Origin of the sequence: Geothrix sp. (genome assembly GCF_030219325.1) — a bacterium.
Lineage (GTDB): Bacteria > Acidobacteriota > Holophagae > Holophagales > Holophagaceae > Geothrix.
Map to the genome: position 1 here is coordinate 3,545,198 of NZ_CP126625.1, position 18,270 is coordinate 3,563,467.

Annotated in this window: 20 protein-coding genes; 6 read left to right on the plus strand and 14 right to left on the minus strand. The window is 69.5% G+C overall.

Annotated features, from left to right (window positions below; translation table 11 throughout):
* Position 1 precedes the first annotated feature (1 nt).
* The 5 genes from mutL to QOZ81_RS15835 all read right to left on the minus strand — a co-directional run bounded on the left by mutL (position 2) and on the right by QOZ81_RS15835 (position 5,215).
* Positions 2-1,798 carry a DNA mismatch repair endonuclease MutL gene (gene mutL, locus QOZ81_RS15815; protein ID WP_291204009.1) on the minus strand — a complete coding sequence of 599 codons (1,797 nt, stop codon included), beginning with the start codon at positions 1,796-1,798 and terminating at the stop codon, positions 2-4.
* Between the two features lie 237 nt (positions 1,799-2,035).
* On the minus strand, positions 2,036-2,488 hold the full coding sequence (locus QOZ81_RS15820) for a hypothetical protein (protein WP_291204007.1): 453 nt from the start codon (positions 2,486-2,488) through the stop codon (positions 2,036-2,038).
* Positions 2,485-3,003, minus strand: coding sequence for an FMN-binding protein (locus tag QOZ81_RS15825; RefSeq protein ID WP_291204003.1), 519 nt, complete (start codon positions 3,001-3,003; stop codon positions 2,485-2,487). The genes QOZ81_RS15820 and QOZ81_RS15825 overlap by 4 nt, the downstream gene beginning before the upstream one ends.
* 8 nt (positions 3,004-3,011) lie before the next feature.
* Positions 3,012-4,277 (minus strand): hypothetical protein, encoded by a 1,266-nt coding sequence (locus tag QOZ81_RS15830; RefSeq protein ID WP_291204001.1) that lies wholly within the window; start codon positions 4,275-4,277, stop codon positions 3,012-3,014.
* A complete protein-coding gene (locus QOZ81_RS15835) occupies positions 4,274-5,215 on the minus strand; it encodes an FAD:protein FMN transferase (RefSeq protein WP_291204000.1) in 942 nt (313 codons plus the stop codon). Before QOZ81_RS15835 ends, QOZ81_RS15830 begins: the two co-directional genes overlap by 4 nt.
* Positions 5,216-5,316: 101 nt before the next feature.
* On the opposite strand from QOZ81_RS15835, the gene QOZ81_RS15840 reads away from it, so the two are divergent.
* Positions 5,317-7,851 carry a hypothetical protein gene (locus QOZ81_RS15840; RefSeq protein ID WP_291203998.1) on the plus strand — a complete coding sequence of 845 codons (2,535 nt, stop codon included), beginning with the start codon at positions 5,317-5,319 and terminating at the stop codon, positions 7,849-7,851.
* Positions 7,852-7,869: 18 nt separating this feature from the next.
* Entirely contained in the window at positions 7,870-9,060 is a 1,191-nt protein-coding gene (locus QOZ81_RS15845; protein WP_291203996.1) for a metallophosphoesterase, read from the plus strand.
* Here QOZ81_RS15845 and QOZ81_RS15850 read toward each other — a convergent pair.
* From QOZ81_RS15850 to QOZ81_RS15885, 8 genes are all read right to left on the minus strand, one after another.
* Positions 9,057-9,305: a hypothetical protein gene (locus tag QOZ81_RS15850; RefSeq protein WP_291203993.1), complete on the minus strand. Its 249-nt coding sequence runs from the start codon at positions 9,303-9,305 to the stop codon at positions 9,057-9,059. The genes QOZ81_RS15845 and QOZ81_RS15850 overlap by 4 nt on opposite strands.
* Positions 9,302-9,919, minus strand: a complete 618-nt coding sequence (locus QOZ81_RS15855) for an RNA polymerase sigma factor (protein WP_291203991.1) — start codon at positions 9,917-9,919, stop codon at positions 9,302-9,304. Before QOZ81_RS15855 ends, QOZ81_RS15850 begins: the two co-directional genes overlap by 4 nt.
* Positions 9,920-9,960: 41 nt before the next feature.
* Positions 9,961-10,578, minus strand: a complete 618-nt coding sequence (locus QOZ81_RS15860) for a YceI family protein (protein WP_291203988.1) — start codon at positions 10,576-10,578, stop codon at positions 9,961-9,963.
* Positions 10,579-10,603: 25 nt separating this feature from the next.
* The gene (locus QOZ81_RS15865) at positions 10,604-11,386 is read right to left on the minus strand and encodes an HvfC/BufC family peptide modification chaperone (protein WP_291203986.1); all 783 of its coding nucleotides are present in this window, start codon (positions 11,384-11,386) and stop codon (positions 10,604-10,606) included.
* Positions 11,379-12,230 (minus strand): DUF692 domain-containing protein, encoded by an 852-nt coding sequence (locus QOZ81_RS15870; protein ID WP_291203983.1) that lies wholly within the window; start codon positions 12,228-12,230, stop codon positions 11,379-11,381. Before QOZ81_RS15870 ends, QOZ81_RS15865 begins: the two co-directional genes overlap by 8 nt.
* Before the next feature lie 16 nt (positions 12,231-12,246).
* Positions 12,247-12,594, minus strand: coding sequence for a hypothetical protein (locus QOZ81_RS15875; RefSeq protein ID WP_291203981.1), 348 nt, complete (start codon positions 12,592-12,594; stop codon positions 12,247-12,249).
* Between the two features lie 155 nt (positions 12,595-12,749).
* Complete coding sequence (locus QOZ81_RS15880; RefSeq protein ID WP_291203978.1) at positions 12,750-13,151, minus strand: thiol-disulfide oxidoreductase DCC family protein; 402 nt, start codon at positions 13,149-13,151, stop codon at positions 12,750-12,752.
* Positions 13,130-13,399 carry a TMEM165/GDT1 family protein gene (locus QOZ81_RS15885; protein ID WP_291203975.1) on the minus strand — a complete coding sequence of 90 codons (270 nt, stop codon included), beginning with the start codon at positions 13,397-13,399 and terminating at the stop codon, positions 13,130-13,132. The genes QOZ81_RS15880 and QOZ81_RS15885 overlap by 22 nt, the downstream gene beginning before the upstream one ends.
* Positions 13,400-13,454: 55 nt before the next feature.
* Here QOZ81_RS15885 and QOZ81_RS15890 point away from each other — a divergent pair, with 55 nt between their 5' ends.
* From QOZ81_RS15890 to QOZ81_RS15905, 4 genes are read left to right on the plus strand one after another with little or no spacing between them, the layout of a single operon-like run.
* Entirely contained in the window at positions 13,455-14,402 is a 948-nt protein-coding gene (locus QOZ81_RS15890; protein WP_291203973.1) for a hypothetical protein, read from the plus strand.
* Positions 14,399-14,833, plus strand: a complete 435-nt coding sequence (gene fliW / locus QOZ81_RS15895) for a flagellar assembly protein FliW (protein WP_291203970.1) — start codon at positions 14,399-14,401, stop codon at positions 14,831-14,833. Before QOZ81_RS15890 ends, fliW begins: the two co-directional genes overlap by 4 nt.
* Positions 14,834-14,855: 22 nt before the next feature.
* Positions 14,856-15,107 (plus strand): carbon storage regulator CsrA, encoded by a 252-nt coding sequence (gene csrA, locus QOZ81_RS15900; RefSeq protein ID WP_291203967.1) that lies wholly within the window; start codon positions 14,856-14,858, stop codon positions 15,105-15,107.
* Between the two features lie 18 nt (positions 15,108-15,125).
* Positions 15,126-15,299, plus strand: a complete 174-nt coding sequence (locus QOZ81_RS15905) for a putative motility protein (protein ID WP_291203964.1) — start codon at positions 15,126-15,128, stop codon at positions 15,297-15,299.
* A 111-nt stretch (positions 15,300-15,410) separates the two neighbouring features.
* On the opposite strand, the gene uvrA is transcribed toward QOZ81_RS15905, so the two are convergent.
* Positions 15,411-18,242 (minus strand): excinuclease ABC subunit UvrA, encoded by a 2,832-nt coding sequence (gene uvrA / locus QOZ81_RS15910; protein ID WP_291203962.1) that lies wholly within the window; start codon positions 18,240-18,242, stop codon positions 15,411-15,413.
* Positions 18,243-18,270: the final 28 nt, after the last annotated feature.

Consider the following 18,270-nt stretch of genomic DNA (forward strand, 5'->3'; position numbering starts at 1 on the left):
GCTAGAGCCGCCGGCCGAAGCTCCGCTCCAGATCCTCCAGCGTGAGTTTCTTGATGATCGGGCGGCCGTGGGGACACGTGTTGGGCACCTCGCAGGCGAGGAGGTCCTGGATCAGGCGCAGGGCCAGCTCCGGCGGCAGGGCGTGGTGCTTCTTGATGGCGGCGCGGCAGGCCAGCTCGGCGTTGAGGTCGCGGCGGAAGGCATCGAGATCCACCCGGCCCTCCCGCTCCAGCCGGGCCAGCAGATCCTCCAGCAGGGCCTGGGGGTCGCGATCCACCAGGAAATCCGGCAGCCCCCGCACCACCAGGGCGTCCGCCCCGAAGGGCTCGGCCTCCACCCCCGCGGCCTCCAGCTCCGCCAGGAACGGGGTGAGGCGCGCCAGGGCCTCGGGCCCCAGCTGCACCACCCGGGGTGGCAGCAGGGGCTGGATGGCGGGTGTGTGGCGACGCAGGAAGAGCCGCTCGAAGAGCACCCGCTCGTGGGCCACGTGCTGGTCCACGATCCAGAGCTCGGGCCCCCGCTCCCCATCGACCTCCGCCAGCAGGTAGGTCCGCTGGAAGGCCCCGAGGTAGCGGAGGCCCGGGCCAAGATCCGGGCCTTCCGCCACGCCGGATGGGGCGGGTTCGTAGGCGTAGGGTGCATCCAGGGGACGCGTCTGGAACGCATCGGCGAGGGCCTGGTAGGCCCCCAGGGCCCCGCCGGAGTGATCCGACCAGAGCCGCGGATGCTGGGGCACCAGGCGGCGCGAGGGGTCCAGCTCGAACTCGGCCTCCAGGGGTTTGGGCGGCAGCTCCAGCACCGAAGCCAGGCCGCCCCGCAGCTTGGCCCAGGCCTCCTCGGCCCCGCCGCGCACCCAGGCGAAGATGCGCTGGGGCTCACGGAACCGCACCTCGGCCTTGGTGGGATGCACGTTCACATCCACGGCTTCGGGCGGCAGCTCCAGAAACAACACCGCTGCGGGGTACGAGCCCTTGGCGAAGGTACCCGACCAGGCCTCTGACAGCGCCGCCAGCAGCAGGCGGTCCCGCACGGCCCGGCCGTTCACGAAGAGGTAGAGGTGGTTGCGGTCGCGGAAGCTGAGGTCCGGCGGCGACACGAAACCCCGGATCTGCCAGGGTCGTTCCCCATTCACGAAAGGCACCAGGTGCGCCAGCTTCTCGCCCAGGAGCGGCCCCAGACGCAGACCCGCATCCTCCACCGGAGGCATTACCAGGGGGGCGCCGCGGTCGGGCCGGATGGTCCAGTGGACGCCCGGTGAGCTGAGGGCCAGCCTCGCCACGGCGCCCCAGAGCTGGGCGTGCTCCGTGTCCGTGGACTTCAGGAAGCGGCGTCGTGCCGGCAGCTGGGCGAACAGATCACGCACCGTCACGGTGGTGCCCCGGCTGCGCGATACCGGCGCCACCTCCTTGATGATGCCGAACTCGCAGCGCAGGCGGTGGCCCGCGCCTTCCGCCTCGGCACTGGTGAGGTCGAAGCGGCTCACGCTGGCGATGCTGGGCAGGGCCTCGCCGCGGAACCCGAAGGTGCCCAGGTGCCCCAGGTCTTCGGCCGTGCGCACCTTGCTGGTGGCGTGGCGCTCCAGGGCGAGGTACAGGTCGTCCCGGGCCATGCCCGAGCCGTCGTCGGCCACCTCCAGCAGGCGCTTGCCGCCCTCCTCCCAGGCCACCTCGATGCGGCGGGCCCCGGCGTCCAGGGCGTTCTCCGCCAGCTCCTTCAGGACTGAAGAGGGCCGCTCGACGACCTCGCCCGCCGCGATCTGATTCGCAACCTGGTCGGGGAGGATTCGAATCTTCGCCATGGAATCAGTCTAGATCGTGAATCGGCGGTCGGGTCGTCATCTGGCAGCCCGCGAACGCAGGCTCCCCTGGAGCCTGCTCCTGCTCACACTGCGCCTCTGGCTTGCGTTCGCAGAGCGGGGCCCCCCCTCGCCCGCCGCGATCTGATTCGCAACCTGGTCGGGGAGGATTCGGATCTTGGTCATGGGATCAGTCTAGATCGTGGATCAGCGGTCGGGTCGTCATCTGGCAGCCACGGGTCAACCCGAGGCGCCCTCGACGGTGGACTGGACCGAGGGCAGCCATCCCCGCAGGGCCAGGTGTCCCAGATAGGCCAGCAGGAACAGACCCGCGCTGAGGCCGTGTGCCCAGGCCAAGCCGCCGCGCCAGGCGGGGCTGGCCACCACCTGGAGGCCGTAGCCGCTGAACACCATGGGTGCGATGAGGAAGGCCGCGCCCAGCCCCGTGCGCCGACCTTCCAGGCTGCGGCCCAGCCTCGGCCAGAGGTGGCCCCGCACCATCACGCCCAGGGTGAAGACCAGGACGGGCGCCACCAGCACGTGCAGGTGCTGGACCAGCCCAAGCCAGGGGTGGGGCTCGGGGCCGAATTCCCCGGCGCGCTGCCCGAACCATCGCAGCAGGCCATCCAGCACTCCCGTACCCGCGGTCGCAAGGGCCGCCAGGTGCAGGCTCCAGCGTTCAAGCGGCGTCACCGGGCCTCCTGGTAGAGGATCCGGTGCAGGGCCAGGCAGCGCCGCGCGGCATCCGTCATGGCATGGGCCGTGAGGGTCGCGCCGGCCAGCGGGTGGATGGCCGCCTTGAGGCTCAGCTGCGGATCGAGGCCCCGCCCCTCGAACTGCCGGACCCAGGCCTCTTTCGCCATGTACTCGGCGGGCTCCCGGAAGGCCACGGCCTCTACGCGGAGGATGCGGCCTTCCGCCGAGATGGCCACCAGCAGGGTCTCGTTCAGCGTGCGGACCCGGTGGGTGTCGAAGAATCCGACCCCCACCAGGACCCCGTTCCTGCGGGCCTCGTAGGCCACCAGCCAGCTCCCGGGCAGGTCAACCTGGGCCAGGGTCTTGACCCGCGCCACCTGGGCCTCGCTCAGCACCTGCTCCTTCCGGGTGAGCTGCGCCCCCGGAAAGGCCAGGGCAAGGGCCTCCTGCGTGGTGGGCAGGGCCGCGACCAGGGGCAGGGTCAGGGCGAGGGGGGCCAGGATGCGGATCATGTCGAGCCTCAGAAGGTGTAGCCCAGCGCGAGGCTGAACTGATCCCGCCCGGTGCGGGCGCGGTTCTCGTCTCGGGTCCAGTCCGCCTTCACCGCCACCTGGGGAATGGGCTTGAAGGCCACGCCGGTGGTGAGCAGGGTGCGGTCCTGGCCCAGGTCCTTCGCCACCCCTGCCACCACCGCCTGCTGCGTGTCCAGGCGTTCATAGCGCAGGTAGGGGATGAGGGCCTGCTTCGAGCCCTTCAGGAGGTCGTAGCCCACTTCCAGGTAGCCGCCCCACTGCCGCGTGCCCACCCCGCGGGCCGGGTCCGTGGAAGCCAGCGCGGCGACCCCGGCTTCGCTGTTGCGGCTGCGGGTGAAGAGGCCGCGCAACTGCAGGCCGCCGGCCCGGTACTCCGCGTGGGCATCCCACACGGTGGTGGTGAGGGCCTCGCCGGTGCCGGTCTGGTTGCTGTTGCCACTGAAGAAGCTGGTGCCGAGCAGGACGCCGGGCGTCGGCGTCCAGTCCAGGCGGCCGGTCCAGGCCAGGCTCTGGGCCTTCGCCTTGTTGCCATCCTGGCGCCCGTCCGCGATGCCGCCGGCGTTGAACCGGCTCCCATCGAGCCCGTTCATCAGGTAGAGGCGGTAGGTCAGATTGGCGGTCAGGTCCCCGTGGATGCCCACCCCGAGCTCATGCCAGGTGGTGGGGATGATGACCTGCTCCACCTGCGGACGGCGCGCGCCAAGGAAGGCCGGCGGTTCGTGGATCTCATTGACGAAGCCCATGGGCACCAGCAGCTGCCCGGCGCGCACGTTGAGCGCCTTGCTGATGAGGAAATCCAGGTAGTAGAACTCGGCGATGGCTTCGCCCTCGGGATGCTCGTCGCTGTAGCCGCCGTGCTCGAACTCGATCTCGGAGTTGAACACGATGCGGTCGCTGAACTTGTAGCCGGTGTAGAGCACCATCCTCAGCGCATCGGCCTGTTTCTCGGCGCCCACATGCGTGCCGTCCTGGAGCCTGGCGGCCCTGCCCTCGTAGAGGAATTCGCCGTAGCCACCCACACTGAGTCCCGACGGCACCGAGTAGGCCTTGGCGGCACTGGCGCCCAACCCGAAACGCCCCTCCTCCGGCGCCGTCGGCGTGGCGCTCCCGGTTTTCTGGGCTTCAAGCTCTCGGGACATGGCATCCAGGCGACGCTCCAGCTCCGCGATGCGCTTGTCCGCGTCCGGCTTCTCCTGCGCGAAGACGGGACCCGCCAGCAGGGCGCACACAAGGGGTGAAAGAAAGAACTTCATCGGGTCTCCTGGGAGATCAGGGTGGGGTGGAGAAGGCGGAAGGCCCGGGACATCCGGACCTCACCGTCGTTCAAGAGGAAGGCTGCGGCCACGTCGTGGCGCTCCGCCCAGGCCAGCCCCGCTTCGGGGCCCAGCACGTAGAGGGCGGTGGAGAGCACGTCCGCCGTGAGAGCCTCCGCCGTGACGACCGCGGTGGCGCCCCAGGCCTCGCACCGCTGGCCACTCCGGGGATCGAGGATGTGGCGGCCCCGCTCGGAGGTGCCGCTGCACGAGAGGGAGGCATTGCGCAGGTTCAGGGTCATGCGGACCTGGTCCCGGTGCTGCGGGTCAGCCAGGGAGGTGGCGTACGGGGGGCCCCAGGCGAGGATCTGCCCCCCGAAGTCCAGCCAGCCCGTGCGCACCTTGGCGGCCTTCCGCATGCGGTCCAGGGCGTAGCCCTTGAGGAAGCCACCTTCTTCCAGGCCCGCCCCCGGGTGCCGGAGGCGGGCCGTGCCCGCTTCGCTGTCCAGTTCCAGCAGGTTGGCGCCGGAAGCGTTGGACGCCTTGACGAGCGCGTCCATCCCGGGGATGCGTCCCCCTTCGCGCACGCCCCAGGCCCGCATCAAGGCCATGAGGACCGGATCGAAGGCTCCCTCCGTGCAGTGGTTCCAGGCCTTCATCTGGCTCAGCAGGGCGAGCCACTCCTGGCTCAGGTGCACCGGACGTCCCTCCGCCGCGTTCAGCTGGCTCCAGGCGGATTGCGGATTCCAGGTCGAACACTCGGACTCGATCCGGGCACATTCGGATAGGGCCGCCTGCGACCCGGCCACCGTGCCCACGCCCTCGAAGTGCAGCCGCAGTTCGGTGCCCATGGCCAGCACCTTGCGGTCCACGACCGGGCCCCGGACCTGGCCGGTGAGCAGGGATGGGAAGAGGATGGCGAGGATGGGTTTCAACATATCGAGACTGAGTCTCACTATTTTTCAATTCCATTTCAAGAACTTTTTGAGAACAAATCTCATAAAGCGACCTGCGTCACAGGGTGGGCACACTTGGAGGCATGTCCTCCCGACACCTCCTGCCCTGTCTCGCGCTCCTGCCCGCCCTGCTCCAGGCCGCGCCCCGCACCCAGGCCCCCGACGCCGCCTGGATCACCTTCACCACGGCGCACTACCGCATCCACTGCCCCAAAGCCTTCGAGACCTTCGGACGGGACGTGGCCGGACGCGTGGAGGGCATCCACGCCCAGTACCTGGCGTTGGTGGGCTTCGCCTACGAGAAGCCCATCGACGTCCTGATCCTGGATCCCGTCATGGAGGCCAACGGCATGGCCTTCCCGATCCTCCAGCGGCCCCATGTCGTGCTCTGGAAGACCGAGCCCGAGCCGGATTCCGCCATCGGCCACCACCACGGCTGGGCGGAGTTGCTGATCACCCACGAGCTCGGGCACATGCACCACCTCCTGCGCCCCGCCCGCAAGCCCAGCCTCTGGCGACGCTGGACCGCGGCCCTGGGCCCGCTCGCGGAGAAGTCGCCCCGCTGGGTGACGGAGGGTTACGCCACGCTCATCGAAGGCAAGCTCACGGGCAGCGGCCGGCCCCACAGCGCCATCCGAGCCTCGGTCCTGCGCCAGTGGGCCCTGGAGGGCAAGCTGCCCACCTACGAGGCCCTCAGCGGCATGGATGGCTTCCTGGGCGGCAGCATGGCCTACCTGGGGGGCAGCGCCTACCTCGAGTGGCTGGAGACGAAATCCGGCGATCCGAAGGTCTTCCAGTCCCTCTGGACCCGCATGGCGGGCAAGCGCAGCTTCGAGGCCTCCTTCCTGGCCACCTTCGGATTCAGCCCCAAGGATGGCTATCAGCGCTTCTGCGCCGAACTCACCCACACCGCCCTGGAGCTCGAGCGCCGTTCGAAGGCCGAAGGGCTGCGTCAAGGCGAGCTCGTCGCCCAGCTGGGCGGCTGGGCCACGGAACTGGCCCTCAGCCCGGACGGGACGAAGCTCCTGGCCCGCGTGCTGGATCCCAAGAAACCCGGGCTCTACGTCTGGGACCTCAAGGCTCCCAAGGCGCCGAAGGCGGCGGTGAAGGATGCCGGCGAGCCGGCGGATCACGCGCCGCTGGCACCCGTGCTCCCCCCCACCCGTCGCCTGGGGCGCATCCACGGCGCCCTGCCCTGGAAGCCGGTCTGGACCTCGTCCCAGACCATCGCCTACCAGCTGCGCCTGCCGGATGCAGAAGGCGTCCTCCGGCCCCAGCCGCGCCAGTGGCGCCTGGGCCAGACCCCAGGCGCGGCCCCGGCGGCGAACGCAGGCACGGCCAACCTGACCTGGAAGGAAGTGGGTGGCATCTGGAACCTGGTGGATGCGGCGGGCCGGCCGCTCACCCGCACCCTGGCCGCGGCCTGGAACCCCACCGCCACGCCTGACGGCAAGTGGATCTACTACACCCAGCTCAGCGCCTCGGGCCTGCAGATCCGCCGCCTCGACGCCACGCAGCCGCCCCTGGAAGAGAAGCCCCTTCCCGCGGATCCCGCGCCCCTGGTGAAGGACCTGGTGCTGCCGAAGGCCGACGAGCCCAGCCCCCTGCCGACGCCGGTCCCCGTGGAGCCCCGGCCCTACCGCGTGGGGCCGAGCCACGATGTCTTCTCACTGGTGGGCTACAGCAGCACGCCCTCGGGCAACAGCTACCAGCTCGGGGCCGGGGGCAACGACATCCTGGGCCGCCTGAACTGGCAGGTGCTGGCGGGCTTCGGCAATGCCGCGGGGCCCCGCGGAGGCATGCTGGGCATGGCCTGGCGCGGCTGGAGCTGGGCGCCGTCCCTGCAGGTGTTCTCCGCGCTGGAGCGGCCCTTCTACCAGGACCACCTCGCCACGAAGGGCTTCGACCGGGAGCGCCGCGGCGCCGAGCTGGCCCTGGAGCACGTCGACCAGGGACGGCCCTGGTTCACCCTGCGTCCCGTGGCGGCCTTCGAGCGCGTCCTCCCCGTCGATGCCGAGGGCTTCCCCCGGGCACTCGGCGGGCTGGAAGCCACGCTCGGCAGCTTCTGGAGCCGGGATCGCCAGGGGCTGCGCGCCTCCGCCGCGCTCCGCGAATTCGGGGGCCGCACGGGCGGCCAGGCCTGGGCCCTCACACGCCTCTCGCTCAGCGCCGGGTGGATCAACCCCTGGGCGCCCATCACGCTGGAGGCCGAGTCGGGCCGCATCGGCGGAGATCCCTCCGCCTACGACCGCTTCCACCTCGGCGGCGTCCCCACCTCGCTGCTCCCCACCTCCCTGGACGCGAACCGGGTGGTGCAGGCGGCCCTGCCCGCCTACACCGCCGCCGGCAACCGCCTCCAGCGCCTCCGCGGCGAACTGGGGCTCGGCATCTTCCACGCCTACGTCGAGCACGCCACGATCTGGCAGGACACGGCGGCCCGGCCCTCCGCCCAGCGGGTGGTGGGCCTCGAGCTGGACAGCCGCGCCCTCGGCCTGCCCATGGACGTGCTCCGGAGGCTGACCGGCAACCTCACCTTCACCGTGGGGATCCACCGCCCCCTGGACGGCGTCATGAAGGACCGGACCGTGGGGACCCTCAGCGTGATCGTGCGACCCTAGTCCTCCCCAAGGGGTCGCATGTCCTTCCTCATCGCGCTCGTCATCATCCTCCTGGTCCAGTGGCTGCATTTGCGGCTGCTGCGCCTGGAGATGCCCAGGCGCACCCTGCCCTGGCTGCCCTGGATCCTGGTGGCCCTGCATCTCCCCCTGATCCTCTTCGCGGTGATGCGCGCCGTAGGCGTCAGCGGGCCCGGCACCCTGCCCCTGCTGCGCTCCCTGGCCCGGATGGGGTTCTACTTCCAGGCCTTCACCGTCCTGCATCTGATCATCAGCATGGTGGCCGACATGGGCTGGCGGCTCAGCCGCCTCGGCCGGCCCCAGAACCCGGAGGTCGAGGAGGACACGCCGGAGGACGCTGGGCGCCGGGCCTTCCTGCGCACGGCCGCCCTGACCAGCACCGGAGCCGCCCTCGCCGTGGGCGTGGCCGGCGCCCGGCAGGCCTACGGGGATCCGGAGATCACGCGGAAGACGCTGGCCTTCCCCGACCTCCCTCCGGGTTTGGAGGGACTCAGGATCGCCCACCTGAGCGACCTCCATGCGGGCCCCCTCGTGAGCCTGGGGACGCTGCGCCGCTGGCGGGACCTCACCGAGCGGGAAGGGCCGGAGCTCCTGCTCTTCACGGGGGATCTCGTGGACAGCCGACCGGAGGAACTGGCGCCGCTACTCGAGGCCTTCGAGGGCTTCCGGCCGCCCCTGGGCCGCTTCGCAGTGCTGGGCAACCATGACTTCTTCGATGATCCCCGCCCCATCCGGCGGGACCTGGAAGCCGCTGGCATCCGCTGCCTGGAAAACAGGGCGGCCCTGGTCCAGCGGGGCGGCTCGACCCTGGCCCTGCTGGGTCTGCAGGATCCCATGGCGCGGAACGGACGCTTCCGCCGCCTGGTCTTCGGTCCGGGCCCCCGGCCCGCCGAGGCGGCGCGGGACCTGCCCGCGGAAGCCTTCCGCATCTGCATGAACCACCGGCCCAGCGAATGGGAGCAGGCCCTGGCCGCCGGGGCGCGGCTCACCCTCTCCGGCCATACCCACGGTGGCCAGATCAATCCCATCCCGGGCTGGAGCAGCGCAAACCTCATCGGCCCCCGCACCGCCGGCCTCTACCGTGAAGGGGAGGATCTGCTCTACGTCAGCCGCGGCCTCGGCGTGGTGGGCCTGCCCATCCGCATCGCCGCCGCACCGGAGATCGCAATCTTCACGCTGAAGCGGGGCTAGGGCTTCCGGAGCGTCGCCTGGACCCGGGCCAGGGCCTCGGCGGCCACCTCCGGGGCTGTCGGTGGCGGCGCCAGCGAGGCCTTGGCGAAGCCAGGCAGGGCTTCCAGGCCCCGCAGGAACCCGGCGCAGACCCGGCACAGCAGCAGGTGGATCCAGATGCCGATCCGGCGCGACAGCGGCAAGGAGCCTTCGGCGTACTCCGTGAGTTCGGTCTGGACGTCGTGGCAGGTGGGCAGGAGCTTCATGGGCGGCCTCCCAGGACGTGGGCACGGAGCCGGGCCTGCAGCAGCACCCGGGAACGGTGGAGGCGCTGGCGGACCGTGCCGGGGGTCAGCTGGAGGTGCCGGGCGATGTCGTCCGTCTCCCAGTCCTCCAGGTCCTTCAGCACGAACACGATCCGGTGCGAGTCCGGCAGCTCGTCCAGGGCCCGGGTCAGGCACTCGCGCATCTCCTGCCGCTCCACCAGCGCGTGGGCCTGGGCCTCCACCTGCCACTCCGGCAGGCGCTCGGTCTCGGTGTGGTGGCCCCGCTCGTCAAAGGGGCCCAGGGCCAGCGGCTCCGGGCGCTCCATGTCGTGGATGCGCACCCGGCTCCGGCGCACCATCAGCGCCGCGTTCAGGCAGACCTTGTAGCCCCAGCTGCTGAACCGGCTGCGTCCTTCGAACTTCGGCAGGTCGCGGTGGATGCTCATGAGGGCGTCCTGGAGCGCATCCTGGGTGTCGGCCGTGTTGCCCAGGATGCGGCGGATCCCGTTGTGGAAGAGGGACAGGTGGGGCGTGACGAGCGCGCCGAAGGCATCCGAGTCGCCCGCGGCGGCCCGCTCGATCAGTTCCGATTCCGTGTGGGGAGCTTCCGACATGCCGCTGCCAGTGTCAGCGGGGCCATCGCCTCCGGCAAGCGCTACTTCTTGCTGGCGGGGGCCTTCTTCGCTGCGGGCGCCTTGGCCGGTGGCGCCTCGAAGAAGCCCACCAGCAGGAGGTCCAGCTCCACCTGGCGCTTCAGGCTGATCTTGGCGGCCACGCTGTCGGCGCCCACGCCGTAGTCGAGTCGGTCCAGGGGCAGGGTGGCCCGGTAGGACCAGGTGCGGACATCGGCGCCATTCATCCCCTCCGCGGCCAGGAAGGGGAGCTCCAGGTCCCGGGTCACGCCGTGCATGGCGAGGGTGCCCCGCACGAGCACGCGGTCACCGTCCCGGCGCACCTCCTTCGAGGTGAAGGTGATCTTGGGGTACTTGGCCGCATCGAAGAAGTCGTCGCTCCGCAAGTGCTCGTCGCGCTTGCCGTTGGCGGTGTTGATGGAGCGGGCGTCGATGTCGAGGCGGATGCTGGCGCCTTCCAGGGTGGCGGGGTCGCCCTGGATGTCGGCCTTGAAGCGCGTGAAGCGGCCCGGCACGTCGAAGAGCAGGGTCGAGGCCTTGAAGCCGAGCACCGTGTGGTTGTCGTCCACGCGGAAGACCCGGGTCTGGGCCAAGAGGGGAGCCGCCAGCAGCAGGGCCGGCAGGAGGAAGCGGAAGCGCATGGGGACCTCGGGATCAGGGTTGTTTTCAGAGGGGGGTTTGGAAGCCCGCGATGGCGCCATCGCGGCGGAGATCCCGGAGCAGAGCCAGGACGGGTTCGAGTTCTGGAATGCCCAGGGCGGCGGCGGCCTCAGCCAGGGGCCGGGTCCGGGCCCGCACCAGCAGGGCGGCGGTGGCGGGCGTCAGCTCCATGAGCCGGGTCTCGCCTTCCGCATTCCGGAAGGCGATGAGGCTCGTGGGCTTCGCCTCGGGGATGGGCGCGGCCTCCGTGGTGCGGTGGACGGCATGACCATAGGACACGATCTGGGTGGCCGCATCCAGGACGATGACATCCTCCGGCGCGGGCTCTGCGTGGATGCTGCCGGGGGGATCCGAGTCGGGGTACCGGGCCACCAGCACTTCGAGAAGCTCGGCATGGGCCAGCTCCAGCAGGAAGGGCCAGCGCTCCTGGCCCCAGCCCGTGGCGGCCAGCCAGCCCAGGAAGGCCGGGGCGATGTCGCGGTAGTGGCCGCTCCGCACCGTCCGGGCATCCAGGAAGGCCTGCACGCAGGCGTCCCAGCGTTCGGCTGATTCCAGCAGCGCCTTCAGCACCGGGAACATGGTCTCCAGGGGCTCGAGCAGGCTCATGCGGACCAGCTCGCGGTAGGTGAGCAAGGCTTCGCCCTGCTCGCGGAAGGCGCGCTGGTCGTCGCCCGGAAGGTCGTGGCGGCGGGCGGCGCGGCCCGGATCCGCCTCGAGGGCGGCCTCGTCGGCATCCAGGACCAGGGTGGCCATGGCCCGCTGGAGGCGGAGGGTGCGGGACTCAGGCATGGCGGGCCCCCATGGTCATCAGGGCCGCGTCATAGGCCCGCTGGAGCCGCGAGCGCTCTGCCAGCAGAAGCTCGAGGTCGGGGATGTGGTTGTCCCGCTCGAGCAGCACGGGGACGGGACGCCCGAGCCGGGCCAGGGTCCACTGCATGAGCTCGATCACCGGGTCGATGACCTCCGCCCCGTGGGTATCCACGGTGAGTTCGCCGAACTTCTTGTGCCCGGCGATGTGGATCTGGGCGACGCGATCCAGGGGCATGCGCGCCAGCCAGGCCTTCGGATCGAAACCGAAGTTGAGCGCGTTGACGTAGACGTTGTTGACGTCCAGCAGCCACCCCGTGTCCGCGCCCTCGAGCACGGCGGTGACGAAGTCGGCCTCGTCCATCTCCGCGGCACCCAGCTCGGCGTAGTAGGTGATGTTCTCCAGCAGCAGTGGAACGGGCAGGCGGGCCTGCAGATCCCGGGCCCGGGCCACCGTGTGTCGCACCGACTCCCGCGTGAAGGGCAGGGGCAGCAGCTCGTGGAGGCAGGTGGCGTCGACGCTGGTGAAGCAGAGGTGCTCGGAGTGCCAGGGGGTGCCGGTGCGCACCAGGAAGTCGCCCAGGTCGCGCAGGTAGACCTCGTCCCACACATCGAAGCCGCCCACGGACATGCTGAGTCCGTGGGTGAGCACGGGGTCGCGGTCGAGGATGGCGCAGGCCAGCCGGTGGTGCCGTCCTCCATCCCCCACGACATTCTCAGGGCAGGTCTCCCAGAAGGGCACGCCGTGGGCCTCCATCCGCGCCACCGCTTCGAGGTGGGGGCGGCGGAGCCCGAGCCCCACGCCGGTGAACCTGTCCTGAGCCATGCCGGCCTCCCGTCCGCTACTTCTTTTCCTTGCCGCAGGAACCTTCCTTCTTGTCCTTGCCGCAGGAGCCGTCCTTGGCCTTCTTGTCCTTGCCGCAGGAGCCATCCTTCGCCTTCTTCTCCTTCTTGTCCTTGCTGCCGCAGGAGCCCTTGCCGCAGGAACCATCCTTGGCCTTGCCGTCCTTCGCCTTGTCGGTGGCCTTGCCCGCCTCCTTGGCGTCCTTGGCGCCACATTCGCCCGCCTGCGTGAGGGCGGCTTCGGCCCCGAAGGCCTCCACGGGCGTGGCGCCCACGGTCGCGGACCCGCCGGCCATGAGCGAGCCGGCGGTGAAGAGGGTGGCGGCACCGATCAACTTCGTGAACATGAATCCTCCGTGCGGACAGGGCCGCATCGGGGGCCGCACGGCGGCCCCGTTGTGGAACAGGACTGGGTCTTTCCGGACACACCCGATCAGGACCGAAGTGCTGTTGTTAACCTTTTCGGTGCGACCCTGCGGGTCATTGTGACATTTTTTTATTTCTATGCCTCGAAGCGCGGGTCGGAGGGGCCCGGCCGCCAGGCGCAGGCAGTGATCCTCTGTCGCCGCCGGGCCACCCAGTCATAGGCCCCATCCCGCAGGCCCCCCGGAAGCCAGGCCAGCAGCATCCCGGCCAGACGCCAGCCCGGACCCATCCGGCCCAGGAGGTGGATCAGCGCCCCGGACCGGGACCAGAGCGCCCCGTCCGGCGTGCGGACCAGGAGGCTGTCCGGGAGGCCGCTGAGCACTGATCCGGGGATCAGGCGGTGGAAAGCCTCGCCGCCCAGGGGCGCGAAGCGGACCCGCCCGGAGCGATCCCGCCCGGCCACGAAGCGCACCGCCCGCTGGCAGAGACCACAGCCGCCGTCGTAGAAGAGGTGGGTCAGCCCTTGATCAGAACCCACAATCCCACCGCGATGAAGGCGGTCCCTGCCGCCCACTTGATGGCCGCCTCCGGGATGTACTTGAAGAGGATGCCGCCCACGGCCACGCCGATGGCCGTGGCGCACACCAGGGCTGCGCTGGCGGCCAGGAACACGGTCCAGACCTGCCCGCTGCGCACGGTGGCCGTCATGGCCGCGAGCTGGGTCTTGTCCCCCACCTCGGCGAGGAAGACGGTGGCGAAGGTGGTCCAGAAGAGTGATCGGTTCATGTGTCCCCGCAGATCGTGACAGGGGTTCATGGTACCGGACTGGCATACTGGCCGGATGGCGCTGGATCACTTCGACCTCCCCACGACCTACGTGGACACTCCGGAAAAGCTGCAGGCGGCCCTGCCCCTCTGGCACGCGGCCGGCGTGCTGTCCGTGGACATCGAGTGCAGCCTCACGGGCGTGCACCACTGCGTGCTGGCCCTCATGCAGGTGGCCACCCACGACCAGGCCTGGCTGGTGGATCCCCTGCCCCTGGATCACCTCATGCGCCCCGCGCTGCAAGCCATGGCCCAGGTGCCCTGGATCGTCCATGACTTCTCCGGCGACGGCATCGTCTTCAAGCGGCTCTACGATGTGGTGCCCGACAGCATCTTCGACACCATGTTGCTGTCCCGCGCCCTGGGGTACCCCCAGCCCGGGCTGAAGACCATGGCCAAGCTCAAGCTGGGCCTCGACATCCCCAAGGAAGAGCAGGACTCCAACTGGATGCTCCGCCCCCTGCGCGATTCCCAGATCAGCTACGCCAGCCGCGACGCGGCCCTGCTTCTGCCCCTGCTCCGCATCCTGGCCGACGAGTGCGATGCCCACCGGGACCACCCGGAGATCGGCCCCCGCCTGGCCAGCCTGCCCAAGGAGATGCGCCACCTGCTGAAGCGGGTGCGGGCCTACACGCCCCCCAGGCACGATCCCGTCGTCGAGAAGGTGAAGCACCTGGGGGACCTGGCCGTGGACCGGGCCAAGAAGCTCACGGCGCTGCGCTGGGCCTGGGGCAACGAAGGCGACGTGGGGGCTGTCATGGAACTGGGCAACCGCTGGCTCATGGCCCGCCTGGCCCATCCACCCGCCACCCGGGAGGCCCTGGAGCGGACCATTCCGAATCCCCGCTTCCGCCGTAAGCGCCTGGAAGCCCTCTGGGAGGTCTTCGCCGAGGGCGCCCATGAAACTCAGGAAGAGGCAGAATCCGCCGATGCACTGATCTGGACCACCTCTGGACAACCATGACCCCCGAACCCGCCAACCCCCCTGATTTCACCGCCGAATCCCCCGACGGCATCCAGGTGACCTTCCCCAAGGGGCTCCTGGGCTTCGAAAAGCTCTCCGCCTTCCTCCTCTTCGAGCCCAAGGATGGCTACCCCCTGAAGTTCCTCCAGTCCACCGAGAACCCGGATGTGTCCTTCATCTGCATCGACCCGGTCACGGTGAAGCGGGACTACCAGGTCCCCCTGACCCAGGAGGAGGCCGAGGCCCTGGGCCTCGAGGCGCCGGAAGATGCCCTGATCCTCACCCTGGTGGTCGTCCCGGAGAACCCGCAGCACATGACCACGAACCTTGCGGGCCCCATCATCATCAACGTCAGGACGCGGAAGGGCCGCCAGATCATCCTCAGCTCGGAGACCTACCCCCTCCGCTGCCCCATCCTCCTTCAAGACTGACCCGGTCCGAAAGGCTGCGTGGATGCTCGTCATCACGAGAAAGCCCGAACAATCCATCGTCATTGGCGGCGAGGTCGAGGTCATCGTCCTCGGCATCACCAAGGATGGGGTGCGCCTGGGCATCAAGGCGCCGCTCACGGTCCAGGTCCACCGGCGGGAGGTCTTCGAAGCCATCGCCGCCGAGAACCGCGCGGCCACGGCCTCCAAGGTCCCGGTCCAGGATGTGGCAGCCCTGCTCCGGGCCGCTCAAGTCCGCAAGCCCCACACCCGATAAGATCCCTTCGAGGTCATCGTGGACATCAGCCCAGCCGGTGCAGCAGCCCAGGCGCAGCAGTTGCTGCAGCAGCAGGTCGCCGTCGGCGTGCTGAGGAAGAGCCTGGATGCGGACGCCCAGCAGGGGGCCGCCCTGGTGAAGATGCTGAGTCAGTCGACGGGCCTGGGGCAGGGCATCGACCAGTACGCCTGAGGCCGCAGCAGGAGCGGAGGCCCACCGTCGCGCACAGCGCGATGGCCCGAAGGGCGCGGCCCAGGAGGGGCCGCGTGAACATGCCATGGGCCGCCGACTTGGTCCGAACGGCTACTTCAGGCACGGCGCCAGGTACTTCCCCGTCACGCTGGTCTTCCGCTTGGCCACTTCCTCCGGGGTGCCCACGGCGATGATCCGACCGCCTTCGCCGCCGCCCTCAGGGCCGAGATCCAGGATCCAGTCGGCGGTCTTGATCACATCCAGGTTGTGCTCGATGACGATGAGCGTGTTGCCGGTCTCCACCAGGCGGTTCACCACTTCCAGCAGCTTCTGGATGTCCTTCAGGTGCAGGCCCGTGGTGGGCTCGTCCAGGATGTAGACGGTGCGGCCCGTGGCGCGCTTGCTCAGTTCCTTGGCCAGCTTCACGCGCTGGGCCTCGCCGCCGGACAAGGTGGTGGCGCTCTGGCCCAGGCGGATGTAGCCCAGCCCCACGTCCATGAGGGTCTGCAGCTTGTTGGCCAGCACGGGGATGGGTCCGAAGATCACCAGGGCCTCCTCCACGGTCATGGCCAGCACGTCAGAGATGCTCTTGCCCTTGTAGTGGATCTCCATGGTTTCGCGGTTGTAGCGCTTGCCCTTGCACTGCTCACAGGTGACGTACACGTCCGGGAGGAAGTGCATCTCGATCTTGAGGACGCCATCGCCCTCGCACTTCTCGCAGCGGCCGCCCTTCACGTTGAAGCTGTAGCGGCCCGGCGCGTAGCCCCGGGCCTTGCTTTCCGGAAGCTGGGCGAAGAGCTCACGCAGGGGCGTGAACAGCCCTGTGTAGGTGGCGGGGTTGCTGCGGGGCGTGCGGCCGATGGGAGCCTGGTCGATGTCGATGACCTTGTCGATGGCCTCGAGACCCTTGATCGTCTTGTGCTTGCCGACGATGTGCACCCCCTGGTGCAGCTGGTTGGCCAGGGCCTTGTAGAGGATCTCATTCACCAGGGTGCTCTTGCCCGAGCCCGAGACGCCGGTGACGCAGGTGAAGATGCCGATGGGGAACTCCGCATCCACCTTCTTGAGGTTGTTCTCCTCGGCACCGACGATGGACAGGTACCCGCGCTCGGCCTTGCGGCGCTTGCGGGGCACGGGGATGGCGTCACGGCCCGACAGGAAATCGCCGGTGACGGAACCCTTCGTGCGGCTGATCTCATCGGGCGTGCCCTGGGCCACCACCCTGCCGCCGTGCTCGCCGGCGCCAGGGCCCATGTCCACCACGTGGTCGGCGGCGAGGATGGTCTCCAGGTCGTGCTCCACCACCAGCACCGTGTTACCCAGGTCGCGCATCTCCTGGAGGGTCTTGATGAGCTGCAGGTTGTCCCGCTGGTGCAGGCCGATGCTGGGCTCGTCCAGCACGTAGAGCACGCCCTGAAGCTTGCTGCCGATCTGGGTGGCCAGGCGGATGCGCTGGCCCTCACCGCCCGACAGGGTGGCCGCGCTGCGGTCGAGGGTGAGGTAACCCAGGCCCACGTCGTCGAGAAAGCCCAGGCGCTCGCGAATCTCCTTCAGCACCTTCTCGGCGATGACGGCGTCCTTGCCCTCCAGGGCCAGCTCTGCGAACCACTTCCGGGAATCGCGCACGCTGTGGGCCACCACCTGGGCGATGTTCAGGCCACCCACGAAGACCGCCAGCACCTCGGGCTTCAGGCGCTGTCCCCCGCACTCCTCGCAGGGGATCACGCGCATGGACTGCTCCATCTCGGCCTGGATCTCCTCGCTGGTGGTCTCGCGGTAGCGCCGGTCCAGGTTGCCGATGATGCCTTCGAAGTGGTGGACGAAGTCGTAGCGGTTGCGCTTGCTCTCGTAGGTGAAACGCATCTCCTTCTCGGTGCCGTGCAGCAGCAGGCGGCGGATGTCCGCGGGCAGCTTCTTCCAGGGCACGTCCAGGCTGAACTTCATCTTCTTGGCGAGCTGCTCCAGCAGCTGGGAGCGCCAGCCGTCCTCGCTGACGCTCTTCCAGCCGCTGGCCTGGATGGCGCCCTCGTTGATGGAGAGCGCGGGGTTGGGGATGATCAGCTCCTCCGCGAACTGGCGCTTGAAGCCCAGGCCATCGCAGGTGGGGCAGGCGCCATAGGGGCTGTTGAACGAGAACGACCGCGGCTCCAGCTCCGGCAGCCCCATGCCGAACTTGGCGCACTTGGTGTTGTTGCAGGCCAGCTTGCTGGAGAAGAACTGCTCGGTTCCGTCCAGGTCCACCAGCGCGCTGCCCTCGGCCAGGTTGCAGGCGATCTCCAGGCTGTCCGCCAGCCGCGACTGGATGGCGGGGTCCACCTTCAGGCGGTCGATGACCACTTCCAGCGTGTGCTTCTTCTGCTTGTCCAGGTCGGGGATGCCCTCGGTGAGGTCGAGCATCGTGCCGTTGACGCGGGCCCGGATGTAGCCGCGCTTCATGAGGTCCTGCAACAGCTTCTTGTACTCGCCCTTGCGGCCCCGGACCACGGGCGCGAGGATCTGCAGCCTGGTGCCGGCGGGCCTGGCGAGGATCTGGTCCGCCATCTCCTGGATGGTCTGGCTGGCGATGGCCTTGCCGCAGGCCACGCAGGTGGGCCTGCCCGTGCGGGCGTAGAGCAGGCGCAGGTAGTCGTAGATCTCCGTCACCGTGGCCACGGTGGAGCGGGGGTTCTTGCTGGTGGTCTTCTGCTCGATGGAGATGGCCGGGGACAGGCCCTCGATGCTGTCCACGTCCGGCTTTTCCATCTGATCCAGGAACTGCCGCGCGTAGGCCGAGAGGCTCTCCACGTAGCGCCGCTGCCCCTCGGCGTAGAGCGTGTCGAAGGCCAGGCTGGACTTCCCCGAACCCGACAGCCCCGTGATCACCACCAGCTGGTTGCGCGGCAGCGAGAGGTCCAGGTTCTTGAGGTTGTGTTCGCGGGCGCCTTTGATGTGGATGTGTTCCATGGTCTCCCCAGCTTACGCCAAATTTTCG